General features: G+C 67.4%; 11 protein-coding genes and 1 pseudogene. 2 read left to right on the top strand and 10 right to left on the bottom strand.

Translation table 11 applies throughout. From position 1 onward, the window contains the following. Positions 1-831, top strand: a complete 831-nt coding sequence (locus ACFWPH_RS26205; protein ID WP_378754758.1) for a PucR family transcriptional regulator — start codon at positions 1-3, stop codon at positions 829-831. A 39-nt stretch (positions 832-870) separates the two neighbouring features. Here ACFWPH_RS26205 and tatC read toward each other — a convergent pair whose 3' ends face one another. From tatC to ACFWPH_RS26155, 10 genes are all read right to left on the bottom strand, one after another. Continuing rightward, on the bottom strand, positions 871-1,743 hold the full coding sequence (gene tatC, locus ACFWPH_RS26200; protein ID WP_378754757.1) for a twin-arginine translocase subunit TatC: 873 nt from the start codon (positions 1,741-1,743) through the stop codon (positions 871-873). A 110-nt stretch (positions 1,744-1,853) separates the two neighbouring features. Beyond that, positions 1,854-2,117 (bottom strand): Sec-independent protein translocase subunit TatA, encoded by a 264-nt coding sequence (tatA, locus tag ACFWPH_RS26195; RefSeq protein ID WP_378754756.1) that lies wholly within the window; start codon positions 2,115-2,117, stop codon positions 1,854-1,856. An 85-nt stretch (positions 2,118-2,202) separates the two neighbouring features. Then, on the bottom strand, positions 2,203-3,987 hold the full coding sequence (locus tag ACFWPH_RS26190; RefSeq protein WP_378754755.1) for an FAD-dependent oxidoreductase: 1,785 nt from the start codon (positions 3,985-3,987) through the stop codon (positions 2,203-2,205). A gap of 696 nt (positions 3,988-4,683) precedes the next feature. Then, positions 4,684-4,914: a hypothetical protein gene (locus ACFWPH_RS26185; RefSeq protein WP_378754754.1), complete on the bottom strand. Its 231-nt coding sequence runs from the start codon at positions 4,912-4,914 to the stop codon at positions 4,684-4,686. A 124-nt stretch (positions 4,915-5,038) separates the two neighbouring features. Beyond that, complete coding sequence (locus ACFWPH_RS26180; protein ID WP_378754753.1) at positions 5,039-5,872, bottom strand: lytic transglycosylase domain-containing protein; 834 nt, start codon at positions 5,870-5,872, stop codon at positions 5,039-5,041. A gap of 108 nt (positions 5,873-5,980) precedes the next feature. Next, positions 5,981-7,183 (bottom strand): oxygenase MpaB family protein, encoded by a 1,203-nt coding sequence (locus tag ACFWPH_RS26175; RefSeq protein WP_378754752.1) that lies wholly within the window; start codon positions 7,181-7,183, stop codon positions 5,981-5,983. A gap of 164 nt (positions 7,184-7,347) precedes the next feature. Next, the gene (locus ACFWPH_RS26170; protein ID WP_378754809.1) at positions 7,348-8,325 is read right to left on the bottom strand and encodes an alpha/beta hydrolase; all 978 of its coding nucleotides are present in this window, start codon (positions 8,323-8,325) and stop codon (positions 7,348-7,350) included. A gap of 202 nt (positions 8,326-8,527) precedes the next feature. Then, positions 8,528-10,084: a glycosyltransferase family 39 protein gene (locus ACFWPH_RS26165; RefSeq protein WP_378754751.1), complete on the bottom strand. Its 1,557-nt coding sequence runs from the start codon at positions 10,082-10,084 to the stop codon at positions 8,528-8,530. Further along, a complete protein-coding gene (locus ACFWPH_RS26160) occupies positions 10,081-11,565 on the bottom strand; it encodes an MFS transporter (RefSeq protein WP_378754750.1) in 1,485 nt (494 codons plus the stop codon). Before ACFWPH_RS26160 ends, ACFWPH_RS26165 begins: the two co-directional genes overlap by 4 nt. After that, positions 11,562-13,136 carry a condensation domain-containing protein gene (locus tag ACFWPH_RS26155; protein WP_378754749.1) on the bottom strand — a complete coding sequence of 525 codons (1,575 nt, stop codon included), beginning with the start codon at positions 13,134-13,136 and terminating at the stop codon, positions 11,562-11,564. Before ACFWPH_RS26155 ends, ACFWPH_RS26160 begins: the two co-directional genes overlap by 4 nt. Before the next feature lie 226 nt (positions 13,137-13,362). On the opposite strand from ACFWPH_RS26155, the pseudogene tatB reads away from it, so the two are divergent. Then, positions 13,363-13,626: pseudogene (tatB, locus tag ACFWPH_RS26150) on the top strand (Sec-independent protein translocase protein TatB); the annotation flags it as partial. Positions 13,627-13,723 lie beyond the last annotated feature (97 nt).

Here is a 13,723-nt window from a genome sequence, read left to right as displayed (position 1 = left end):
ATGCCGGTCCACGACAACTCGTTCACGCGGGCAGCCGCCGGCGCTCACCGCCACAACACGGCCGCCGTGTGCTCCGGCACCGGCACGGAGAATCGCACGCTGGCCGCCGCTCTGCTCACGGGATGCAGTCCGGCGACGGCTGCGCGAACGGCCGGGGTTGTGGTTGCCGGCTCCTACCACGTGCTGGCAGTCGATATCACGGGTCCCGCATCGGTGCTCGGTCCCGGGTCCCCGGCCGCGGCCGCGCACAGCGAAGGGCCTCAGCTCACGCCCGAGGAACTCGCCGGGTTGTTCTCCCCGGAAGCACTGGCGCATCGGACCACGGACGGCACCACAGTCCTGATTCCCGCCCACGCCGGCACCGGCAGCGTTCTCGACGAATCCGTCGACCGCGTGGCGCGGACCGTGGGCGCGCCGGTGGTCACCGTCATCGCGGAAGCGTCCCCGGCCGATATTCCGACGGCCGCCGAGCAGGTCTGGGCGATCGTCGATGTGGTCCGCCGCCTGCGCCTGCCGACCGGGCTCTACCGCTTCGACGATCTCGCCCTCGAATATCAGCTCACCCGGCCGGGGCCGGGGCGGGACCAGCTCGCGTCCTTACTGGATCCGCTCGACGAGCACCCGGAGCTGACGCGCACGCTACACACCCATATCGCCAACAATCTCAATCGGCAGCGGACCGCCCGCGCATTACATATCCACCCCAATACGGTGGATTACCGTCTCAAGCGGATCGGCGAGCTGACGGGCCTGGATGCCAATGAGGCGCCGGGACTGTGGTACCTGCGGTCGGCCCTGGTGGTCCGGGGATATACATCCGGAACCGAATAGACCCGGCCGCGCGGGTGACGTTCGCGATGCGGCGCCGGATCACACCGGTTCCGGGTCGGAAACAGGCGCGGCCCTATCATCGGGCAGCGCGGAGTCTGCCCGCCGGGCCCGGCGTTTATCGTTGAATCGGGTGAACTGGACGGCGAGTTCGAACAGGATCGTGAGTGCTCCCGCGAGCGCGAGCATGGACAGGGGGTCCTGCGGAGTCACCACCGCGGCGAAAACGAAGAGCCCGAAGATGATTCCGCGACGCCACGCCGCCAGACGCCGGTAGTCCAGCACGCCGATCAGATTGAGCCCGACGATGAGCAGCGGGGTCTCGAAACTGACGCCGAAGATCACCAGAAGCCGGATCATGAAGCCGAAGTATTCGGCGCCGCTCAGCGCCGTGATCTGTGCATTGTCGCCGATGGCGAGCAGGAAGCCCAGGGCGTGCGCCACCACCAGATATGCCAGCACCGCCCCGGCGGCGAACAGCGCGCTGCCGACGGCGGTGAAACCCACCGAATATCTGCGTTCGGCGGTACGCAGGGCGGGAGTGATGAATGCCCACAGCTGGTACAGCCATACCGGCGCGGCCAGTACGACCCCCACGGTGATCGCGACTTTCAGGCGCAGGACGAACTGTTCGAACGGCCCGGTGGCCAGAAGCCGGCAGCTGCCGTCCGGTGTGATCGCCGCCCGTACCTCCGGCGGCAGCGAACAATACGGTTCGCGCAGCGTATCGCCGAGACTGGGCAGACCGAATATTGTGTGGCTGTACCAGTAGAAACCCATCAGCGTGGTCACCGCGACGACCGCGAGTGATTTCAGCAGCCGGCTGCGCAGTTCGTACAGATGCTCGACCAGCGGCATGGTGCCGTCCGGATCCGTCCGCCGCCTGCCGCGCCGGAGCACATCGAAAATTCCCATAACCTCGCCTCGGATTGTGCTGTCTCGCGCAGGGCGCCGCACGGCGAACTCACCGGGGCGCCGCTGGAGTAGTTCCGGCGGCACCCCGGTCCGGTTTCTCGCCGGAGCTCTCAGGCCCGCAGCGAATCCCGCAGAATCGGTTTCGCCTCCGCTACCCGGCCGGCGTTATCCGGCGAAGGGAGTTCCCGTACCGGCGGATCGCCGGAATCGGCCGGATCCGAATCCGGTTTGTCGTGCATTTCCTGGACCTCGGTCTTGAAGATCCGCATCGAACGGCCCAGGCTGCGGGCCGCGTCCGGGAGTCGTTTCGCGCCGAAGAACAACGCGAATACCAGGACAACTATCAGCCAGTGTGCCGGACTCATCGCACCCATGGCTGCCTCCGATCATTGTGGGCGGATGATCCGGCCGGCCCGGCGAGGGGACCCGGGACGGCCGGACCTGAACTGTGCGCGTGGACTACCGCGGGAAATCCAGAATGTTGCGCTGACCGGCCGCATACCGGCGCGCGTCCAGGGCACGAGCCCCCTCGAACTCCCGGAGGGTGGGGTGCTTCCACAGCCGTGCCTTCTCGGCGTCCGAGCCGGCCGCATCCAGGATGGCGTTCGCCGCGTGCCGGCCGCCCTCGCAGGCTCCTTCCATCGTCGCGAGGTCGACCTCGGTCTTCAGGTAGTCGCCGGCCAGGAAGAAGTTCGGGATCTTGGTGGGTCCGGTGGGACGATTCTCCCAGGAGCTCTTCGTGTTGATCATCAAGTAGTCCTCGTTGGTACCCACGCCCGCGGCCGGATCCCAGCGGTACCCCGGGTCGAGGAACCAGGAGTGCAGATCCCGGTCCGTCAGGTCGGGAACCAGTGGCTCGCCCTGTTGCGAGGTCGTGACCTGATACCAGACCTCCTGCGCGATTTCCTCCGGGCTGCACTCCTTGGCCTTTTTGCGCACTTTGTGCCCCGGCGTGTCCCAGTCCGAGATACACAGTGACAAGCAGTCTTTCGCATTGCCGTCGCCGTAGTTGTCGGCGAACTTGTCCACCCAGAACTGGCCCTGCTGGATGCCGGTGAGGCGCCAGGGCGAGTCGATCCAGCCGATATGGCCCGGCGCGATCGGCCGATCGTTCTTCAGGTAGAACTGGATACCGTTCATCCAGTCGACCTCGAGCGACTTGATCCGCTCGAGATCGGGATCCAGCTCCAGGATCTCCGGGCTCAGGTATTGCGGCACCTGCTCCGGAGCGAAGGCCATCACGTACCAATCGGCTTCGATATCGCTGTTGCCGGATTCGGTGGTGGCCTTCACCGACTTGATCTGCCCGTCGGCGACTTCCAGAGACTTGATATCGGTCCCCATCTGGAACTTCACTCCCTGGCTCTCCAGATAGGCCAGCCACGGGTCGAACCACCGCTCGTTGGTCGGCCCGTTCAGGACCTGGTCCGGGAACCGACCGTCGGTGCGATGGAGAATGGCGGCCAGGAATCCCTCGGCCTGGTTGCAGATCGTCCGGGCGCTGGCCTTCTCCTCCTTGGCCGCCACCAGCGCACGGGTGACGGTGGAGATGAGCAGGCTGTAGGTGGGGTTCGAGCCGTCCATCAAGACGAAGTCTTTGAAGGAGGTGTGCTCCCACTGGCCGAGCCGGCGCTCGTCACTGCTGGTGAAGTAGACCAGCAGCGACCGGAGCAGGACGGTGAGATCGGGGATCGGCAGCTTCGGCAGCCAGATCATCCCGCCGAGCAGTGTCCGGAGGATCCGCTGCGGATTCGCCGCCAACCCGATCGCGTTGAAGTCCAGCGCGAACGGAATCGTGATGTCGGGGGCTCCCTGCGCGCCGGTCGCGGTGAGCGCCTCGGTGAGATTGTCCTGTACACCGCGCGCATTACCCTCGAAAGGGATTCGGCTCATGGTGTCGGGGATGGCGTAGTAATAGCCCGGGAAGAATCGGAAGCCGTGCTCGCCCGGCAGTGGTTTGCGGCCGCCGGCCACCGGCAGCGGTGTGTCGATACTGCGCGCTTTACCGCCCCAGGCACGGCGTTCGTACACGGTGACTTCGAACCCGCGCTCGACCAGTTCGTGTGCGGCGGTGAGGCCGGCGATACCGCCACCCAGCACAGCTACTTTCTTCTTGTCGGGGGCGGCGTGGGCATTGGTGAGGCCTACCAAACCGCTGCTCGCCGCTGTCGCGGCGGCTACTGCGATCGAACCGGCCGCAGCACCTTTCACGAAACTACGGCGGGAGACTTCGGATTCGGCCATTGGATCACGTCCTTATTGGCATCAGGCTTCCGATCAGGTGGGCAACAATGTATCCAGATTCGATACATGCGGTCAACGAAAGATCAGCTCTTGATGTGATGTCACAGGTATGTGCAAAGATCTTTCGCAACCTTCCGCCGAAGCGCGGCCCAGATCTGTACGGAGCTCGGGGAATTCATCATCAGGACCGGCTCCATCGGATGCCGGCCCGGGTCCGATCGGGCGGATATGCGGCGAACCCGGCGACGCCGGTGGAGACGAATTCTCCGGAGTAGTCGCGGGTATCTCGCTCGGCGGCCCCGATCGGTGCCTGTTCCATTATTTCGAAACCGCCGAGCGAGAAAAGGCACCCGCCGCGCGTTACGGTGCCCGGTCCGAACGGTACCGGCAATACTTCTGCCACACATTATTTCGCGCACCGATCGGGTAATCACCTACCGGCTGCCCGTCCCGCTACGGCAGCGTCACAATCACCCGGCGTTGTCGCACACCGGAACCACCGGACCGACTGCGCCCTCCCTGGTCCGTCCACGTACCGCCCCGGTGACAGGTCCGGCACAAACGAAACGGCGGCCCGGGAACGAATTCCCGGACCGCCGCCGCACCGGCAAAACTGGTGTCACCGACCCCGATTCGCGGTCCACGACACGGGCACACCGGCCGGAACGCCGCCCGACCCGGCGCTCCACGCGTACATCACCCCGGCAGGCACCACACACCGCCGGAGATCGTCGACAGCGCGCAGGACAGGGCCGAGGAGCCGGCATTGACGATGCTGGATCCGCCACCGCCGGCCGGGGCGGCGGCCGGCACGGCGACCGCCGCCGGCTCCAGCGCTATCCCCGGAGCCGCCTGCGCCGGCACCACCCCGAACGCCAGGCCACCGAGCATCGCTCCGGCCGCACCCACTTTTGCAATAGCACGCATAAATCACTCAACCTTTCGCGCGGCTATCCGATAAGAACGTTTCGATCGTATCGCGGATATTTTCGGGTCAGATATTGTTTGTGATCGTATATAACCCGATCGATCCACTCTCTGTATATGTATTTCAGCCCGAAGCGGACGCACCCGAACCATTTCGGTAGGTTTCTTCCCAGGCCAGCACCGATACCACATAGGCCACAGAGTTGTTGTAGCGCAGGATCGCTCGCTCCCGCTGTGCCCGATGGTCGAGCTCGGCGCCGCCGGCACAGAGATATCGGCCGGCAGCCAGAGTCGCGTCGAAGATATTCTGCGGATCCGTCACACCGTCGCCGTTTCCGTCCGAGGCGTAGTAGCTCCAGGTTTCAGGAATGAATTGCATCGGGCCCACGGCACGATCGTGGGTCGCGGAACCGTCCAGCAAACCGTCGTCGGTATCGGTGATTATTTCGTTTCCGTCCAGGGTCCCGTCCAGTACGGGGCCGTAAATCGGCTGCACCGGATTTCCCGCACCGTCGGCCAGCGCACCGAAAGCATGGCCCGACTCGATCCGGCCGATGCCGGCGAGCAGCGTCCACGGCAGGCCGCAGGCGGGGCTTTCCGCGCCGAGGACGTGCGCGCTGTTGCGGTACGCGGCCACCGCGACCGCCGGGATATCCGCGGCGCCCGTGGCCGGGACGGGGACGACCGGCGGGGGCGGAAGAGGCGGAGGAGGCGCCGGTTTCGCCGCCTTCAGAGGTACGAAAGCCGGTGGGGGCAGCGGAGGTACGGGGGCACGAGAGGTAGGGCTCGGATTCTCGGCCACCCCTTTCACCCTCCTGGCGAGATCCGCCTCCGGTGCCGCTATCGCGTCCTCCGGTGGGTGTGCGACAGCGAAAACGCCGGTGGGCAGCAGGCCGGTGAGCGTCACCACCGAGATCCGGGGCAGCGCCCGCCGGCGCCGGCGCCGATGCCTGCCCATCAGTGCGCCCCCTTCGACCGGGTGACACCGGCCGACGCCGATTCCTGATCTCGGCGCAATGCCCTGTGTACCCGCATTATTCGCACCCCCATAGCGCGTGCCCCTTCATCAGAACCCCTCGACCGAATCGCCGATCACCACCGAATCCGATCCGGTGAGGGTCCGCTGGAACGCTTCCTGGGCGCGACGGCCGTGCGCCGCCACCCGGTTCGCGCCGCCCGGCAACCGGATCAGCGCCGAGCGGATCAGATTCACCGGCAGCCGCAGCAGCGGATACCACGGCGGCATATACGGCGGCAGCCCGAGCCTGCGCATCGCTTTCGGACCCAGCATGGTGCCGGCGATCGAGAGGTGCCGGGCCCGGGCGATCCGTCGCCGCAGCTCCGGGAAACTCTGGTAGTGCCAGGTCAGCGGGTCGTCGGCCATGGGCACCGCCAGCTGCGGCGTCGTCTCGTCCGGGTCGGTGATGGCGGTGAGGGTGTGATAGAACACCCGGACGGCATCGGTGAAATCTACGGGCAGGAAACTGTCCTGGACACCGACGAGCCGGCCCACATAGCGCACCAGATGCGCGGCGGCGTCCAGGTCTCGCCGCGGCACGATGATTCCCATCGGCACGGATCCGATTATCGGCGCGATCAGGGCACCCACCAGGGTCGCAGCCATATCGGTCTGATTGATGGGCAGCCCCCAGCTCTCGCCCTGCCAGTCCGGCATGGCCGCGACCCGGCGCCGCACCAGCGCGTGGATCAGGCGGACCTGGATCGTGGACCGGTACCCGGCGCCCCCGGGCTGTAATCCGTTCTCGGCGGTGACGTCCAGCGCCCACTGCGCCGTTTCGGCGAACCGTTTGGCGGGACCTTTCTCCAGCGCCCCGGTACGGAGAAGCGTCTTGTTGAATCCCGAGGCCAGGTAGCCACCGAGGAATGCGACATCGCGCGCGACATAGACTCCGTCGACTCCGGCCAGCCGGTAGACCCGCGCACCCCGGCGTAACTGTTCCGGGTCCAGCCAGCCGGGCGGTGATTCCACCTCGACGAAGAACTCCCACAGCGGCGTGGGCGCATCGCGCATTTCCGCGACCCCCTGCTGGAGCGCCTGCTCGAACAGTGGCCAGGTGACCTCCAGCCCCTCGCGGTACATCCAGTCGACCACGGCGTCCATCGGCGGATCGCCGACTGTGAGCGCCTCACCGAGTTCCTGCCATTGCGCCGGGGTCGGGGCGGCGACGCCCAACAGTGCGGCGAAGGCACGCAGCGCCGGTAGTTTCCGGGGTAGTTCGGGATGCCGGACGGGAACGATCACAGCCATTTTCGGTCCTTGCGAATTATCGACGGGCACAAGAGGTCGGCGGCATATGGAATGCGCCGCGGACAGCGGAATGAAAGTCGACCCCCGAGGGTATGCACCAAGGATACTGTTCTCGTTACATCGGGTCAACGTGTGACTGTCCGGCCCGTCATCCGGCCGCGCTCTTACTGCCCGCGCGCCAAGGCATCCCGGAACAGCGGCCACGACCGGTGGAGATCCTGCTCCCAATAACCCCATGAATGCGTACCGTTCAGCCGCAGATCGAAAACGGCGGGAATTCCCAGTTCGTTCAGCCGGTCCCGCAGCATATGGGCACAGTGGTTGGTAACCGCCTCCAGCACACCGCCCACCACCGCCTGGTCGACGAGTTTGCCGATATCGCCCGCGATGCCGGGGCCTTGCAAGGTTTCCAGCGGCCCCGGCAGGCCGGTCCCGGTCGAGACATAGACGGTGATTCCGCGGAACTGTTCGGCGTGGAGATAAGGATCGTTGGCCGTCCATCCCGGACTGGGCCACCTGCCCCACATATTGGACGCGTCCCCGCCCCAGCGGCCGACCACAGCACGGACCATCACCCGGCCCATCGGATCCGAGGTGCGAATACAGCCGCTGTAGGAGCCGATCGCCACGTAGCGGCCGGGCGCGGCCAGAGCCAGCTGGAACACCGAGGTCGCCGCCATCGATATACCCGCCGCCGCGTTGACGCCCGTACCGTTGAACTCCGCGTCGATCAGAGGCGGCAGTTCCCGGGTCAGGAAGGTCGTCCACTGCTGCCGGCCGAGTACCGGATCGTCACTCTGCCAGTCGGTGAAGTAACTGCCCGAACCGCCCAGCGGTATCACGACATTGACCTGTTCGTCCGCGAAGAACGCCCCGATATCGGTCTTCTGATGCCAGCTGCTGGCGCCGTGCCCACCGGCGGCCCCGTTCAGCAGGTACAGGGCCGGCGCCGCCGTCGCGGGATCAACGGCGCGCAGCACCTTCACCTCCAGGACCGTGTTCATCGCCGCCGAGTACACCTGTACGTCGAGGAATCCGTCGGGGCCGGGCGCAATATCGACGATCCGGGACTCCCCCGCGGTCGTATCAGGAGCCGCCGAACCCGGTACCGCGCCGGCGAACAGCACGATCAGGACACCCATCGTCGAGGCGATCCACCGCGCTGTCGTGCGTGAATACTCAGCGGTACCCGAGCGGTCCCGGCGCCGCGCTCGCGGTGACGACGCCCAACTCTCGGTCCGGGCACGTACCTCCTCGACTGCGCCCGATTCGCATCTCTTCGTATTCGGCAGGTACCGGTTCATTGTCACTCCTTCGGGACGAATGGTGCGCCGCTTCGCATGATCAGGTGACGCCCATATCGAGAGTCAGAGTTGTTGTGCGTGACCAGATTTCCGGCCACGGGCGCAGTACTCCGGTGCAGTGCGCGACGGTCACGAACCGGCTGATCCCGGGGAAGCCGAGCCGTTCATCGGCCTGCGCCACGGTGGCGGCGGCCCGGAAGTGCCCGCACAGCGCCTCCCGGCCCGCCGCCGAGCCGACATACAGCACGCTGCCGGTCCGGTCGGGTGGCCGGCCGAAGTACGCGTATCCGCGATTGGGGCTGTAGATCGGCGGCAGCTGCGCGCCCGCGCGGTATTCGAGCGCGGCGGCCTGCCAGTACGAATCGGTGACGATCACCGTGCGGCCCCGCACATCCGCCGGGAGGCCCCGGTAAGCCCGGGTCACAGTCGCCGTCAGGTCCGGCACGCCGCTGGTCCCGTACATCCGCAGGCGCGCATACACCTGCGCGGCCGAATCACTGGGCCGATCCACCGCGCCCAGCGGCAGGACCACTACCACGGCCACCGCGATCGCGGTGGACACGGCACCGCAGCCCACCGCCAGACCGCGACCACGCCGTCCGGACCACGCCGCCAGAGCCACCGCGCCCGCCGCGAACATTGCCGGTAGCAGCGCAGCCGTGTAGTAGGGCCGGGTCCCGGTGACGACGGCGAATCCCAGCACCACCGCTGCCGCCACCGCGACGAAGCGGAACTGCCGCAACCCCGCGTGGCGGAGGAATCCGAGGATCGCGGCCGTCAGGAGAACCGTTCCGAGAAAACCCGATTGCAGCAATTGGTGCCCGAGCAGCGCTACCCGCCCGCCCGTCGCCGCGTACTGCTCGGCCCGGATCACCTCGCCCATCGCCCACTGCGGCCACCCGTGTCGCGCCTGCCAGGCGATACCGGGTAGCGCGGTCAGCGCGGCCACCGCACCCGCCGCCCAGAACACCCGCGACCGCCACAGGGCCCGCGGCCCGGCGAACGCGAATCCGGCGGCGAGCCCGGCCAGCACCACGAGCGCGAGCCATTTGATCTGCAGGTCCAGCGCCGCCACCCCGATCGCGACCGGGACGAGCCGATTGTCGCGGGTCCGGTTCCACCGCACCGCGAGCAACACCACCAGCGCCGAACAGGTGGACTCGAGCGCGAACGTCGACAGGGCGGCCGCCTGTGACAGTGTGAACGGGCAGGTCGCGTAGGCCAGCGCGGCCAGCACCTGCGCGTATGTGCCGCCGCCGAATTCACGGGCCAGTGCGGCGGTGAGCACGACCGCGGCCACCGCCGCCAGGACCGCCGGGGTGCGCAGTACCACCGGCGATCCCGGGGCCAGGAGATCGGCCGCGCGAGCGAGCACTGCGACGACCGGCCCTTGATCGGCGTAGCCGGCGGCGAGATGGCGGCCGGCCATCAGGAAATACAGTTCGTCACCGAAATACGGGTAACGATCCGCCCGCACCAGCCACAGCAGTGCCGCCGCGCCCGCCAGCAGGGACACCGGAAGCACGGCGAACGGCGCCACGTCGGTACCCCCGACCGGTACCGACGGCACCGGGTGTGCCGGCCGCACAGAACTCATCTCCGCTCCCGGGGAAGGGCGAGGACCACCGCGGCGAGCGCGGCCGCCATCCCGGCAACGATCCACAAGGAGTTGACGAGTGCGGCAAGATGATCGGAGGCCGCGGCCGAATCGAACGGTATCCCGGTCTCTGCGGCGGATCCGGCCGTTGCGGACGCCGGGATCGGCAAGCCATCCGCGGACGCCTGTTCCGGCCGGGCCAGCAGGATCACCGGTCCCAGCGCACCGCCCAGTTGCTGCAGGGTGGGTACCGACCCCGACGCCGCGCCGGTATCGTCCGGATCGATCCCGGACATCAGCAGGGCGGGTAACGGCGCCGCGAACCAGCCGAGCCCGATCCCCGCCACCGCCAGCGGCACAATCAGGCCGGGGACGTCGATGCGTCCGGAACCGGGATCGATCAGCACGGCGACCGACACCGTGGCGAGCCCGAAGAGAACTGTTCCGGCAAGCAGTGTCACGGTGCCGATCCGATGGATCAGCATCGGCGCCGAGATCGCGCCGGCCACCGCACCGAGAGCACTCGGCAGCAGCAGCATTCCGGCCTGCTGTGCGCTGAAACCCAGTCCCAGCTGGGCCGTATTCGACACTGTCAGCGGAAGCCCGGCGAATATCGCCGAGAAACCCAGCACTGCCACCGCCCCCAGCGCGAATTCCCGCCGGGCGAACAGTGCGACCGGCAATATCTGCGCACGGCCGGTTCCGCGGCCACGGTGCACGAGCACCGGCAGCGCCACCGCCACGCATACGCCGCCGACCGCCAGCTCGGGCACCGATCGCGGACCACCCAGCGGCAGCACAAGCGACAACAGCACCGCGACCACGGCGATCCCGAGTCCGGCGCCGACCGGGTCGGAACGCCGGTCCGGCACCGGCCGGTGCCGGGGCAGGAACCGCACGGCCGCGGCGACCGCGACCAGTGCACACACCATCTCGGCCAGGAACACCGCACGCCACCCGGTATTTCCGAGATCCGCGTCGACCAGGAGCCCGCCCAGAACAGGACCGGCGACGGCAACGGCCGCGGCGGTCGCGCTGTGGGCGGCGAACGCGGTCGTCCGGTGCCGCGGCCCGAACGAGGTCGTGATGACGGCCAGTGTCTGTGCCGCCATCAGCGCACCGCACAGCCCCTGCAGACAGCGCGCCGTCACCAATTCCGTTCCCCCGCCGGCAGTGGCGCACCAGCCCGCGCACAGGGCGTACCCCGTCATACCGGTCAGATAGATCCGCTTGCGGCCGAACCGGTCGCCGAAATGTGCCGCGGCCATGAGTGCGCAGCCGAAGACCAGGCTGTATCCGGTCACCACGAGCATGTGCTGCGTCGCAGGTAATTGCAGCGCGCGGGCGATGACCGGTAGCGCTGCCGCCAGCATCGTCATATCCAGTACCTGCACCGCCACCGCGAACAGGCAGACGATCAGCGGACCCCGGACCACACGCTCGGAGCCGGCGGCAGCGCCGGACAGGGTGGAGGTGATCACGGCACCGCGTCCACGGCCAGGCCGTAATCTCCGGTGGTGCAGACGGTATTCACCACCCGGCGCAGCGCTGCCAGATACCGGTCGACCGATTCGCGGGCGCGGGCGTTGTCCGGGAACAGCAAGGTGATCCGGGTGGCGTCCGCGAAACGGTTCACCCAGATATAGACCTCGCGCGGACTGATCGGGTTGGCATAGATCCCGCCGTTGACCGCGGTGAACATGGCGACGCCCGGAATCCGGCGGATATCCAGATACGACAGCATCGGCGTCGAGCAGCCCGGCGCGGCGGCGATATTCGGGTCCTGCTCGGCGAGTTCGAGCACACGGTGCAGGGAGATATCCGACAGCTGCCTGGCCTGGTCCATGGCCCGCTGGGCGGAACCCACCAGCGAAGCGAAGGTATCGGCCGCGCCGACCTGGAACGAGACGGGAAGGAGATTGGTGTACCAGCCGACCGAGGCGGCCTCACCCACCTCGTGCCGGGTGTTCACCGGGGTCAGTCCGAGATAGCGGGTGCGGCCCGCGAGTTCACGTTCCACGCAGGCGGCCGCGGCGAGAATTCCCGCGAGGAAACGCCCGCCCTGGCTCGCGCACAGTTCGTCGAATTCGATCGCCTGCGCTTCCGGTAGCAGGGTCACCGTCACCTGGGCGCCGCGGGTATAACCGCCCCGAGTGACTCCGGTATCCAGTGGGAACGCCGGTATTTCACCGCCGTGCCGGTAGAGGATGTTGCGCCATTCCCGGACGCCCGCCGAATGCGGACCGAGTTGCCGGTTCACCTGGCGGTCGCGGTCGCAGTAGGCGATATGACCGGTGGTCTCCGGTAGTGCAGCGGGACGGCCCGCACATTCCGCGGAGTAGATCGTCAGCAGGTCGACGAAGGTGAGGGCCTGCGCGACACCGTCGGTGTGCAAATGGTCGATGGCCGCGTACACCGTGAAAGAGTCGGTGCGCTCGATGATCCCGAAGGTGAAGCAGTCCCATTCGAGTGGGCCGGGCGTTTCCCCCTGGACATGCGACCGGATCGCGGCGCTCCCAGCGGTCGCGCCGTGCCGGACGGGCCGGAAATCGACGGTTCGTGGATCGATCCGGTGCCGGCCGAACGATCCGTCCACCTGTGGAACGAAGTGGCAGGTGAACGTATCGTGGCGGCGCAGGAAGGCGTTCACGGTGCGGGTCATGGCGCGATGGTCGGGTATGCCCGGCAGATCGAACGCGATCATGCACAGCCGCGACGCGCGGAACCCCTGTCCGTCCTCACGGTATGCGGCGCGCAGGTAGACCTCCTGCTGATACGACGGTGGTGTGGGATGCGCCGGTGCCCGGCGCGCCGCTTCGCGCGACTGCGGGGTCGCGGTCCATGTGGTGAGCACACCGCCCGGCGGATTCCATTCTTCGAAGAAGCCGTAATTGACCACCGAATGCCTCGATTCGTGCCGACTGGGGCCGGCCCGGCACCACGGTCGTGCGCCGAATCGGCCCGGGAACCGACGGCCGATCCGGCCGTCGCCGCGGCGTTCCGGACGCCGGAGCGCGCCGAAAACTCGGTGTTCCCCGGCGAACTCGCTCACGAGTTAACGGCATGGATCGGCGCGGCGACCACTGTCGCCGCACGATTCTGTGAGCAACTCCAGCGGTGTTCGACCGCGCAACTGGACCATCCTCCAATTACTTTCGCATGTACTGGATTTCTTGTTTCGGCACGGTCCACTACTTTTTCCGTCTTCTCGACTGTGACAATGAACAGACCTTCGTTACTTCATATTTCACGGTGTGCGGGAGAGATACGCTCCCGGTGTGTTCAGCAGTATCGGATGGGGCGAGGTGCTGGTCCTCCTCGTCGCGGCGCTGGTAATACTCGGCCCGGAGCGGCTTCCCGAGGCCGCACGGTGGACCGCCCGGGCAGTACGGCAAGCCCGTGACTACGCCACGGGAGCCACCGCGGAACTGAAACGGGACCTGGGCCCGGAGTTCGACGAACTCCGCGCCCCGCTGTCCGAACTCCGCCGCCTGCGCAGTGTCGACCCGCGGGCGCTGGTCACCCGGCATCTACTCGGCGGGGCAGGCGAGAAATCGGAGACACTCATCGCCGATCTGTACCGCGCCGTCGAGATAGCCGTCGCCCGGCGGGAAACGGCCGCGGCGGTCACCGGCGCGG

The sequence above is a fragment of the Nocardia sp. NPDC058499 genome, from assembly GCF_042719915.1.
Classification (GTDB): Bacteria; Actinomycetota; Actinomycetes; order Mycobacteriales; family Mycobacteriaceae; genus Nocardia.
This window is presented reverse-complemented; position numbering and strand designations above follow the sequence as displayed.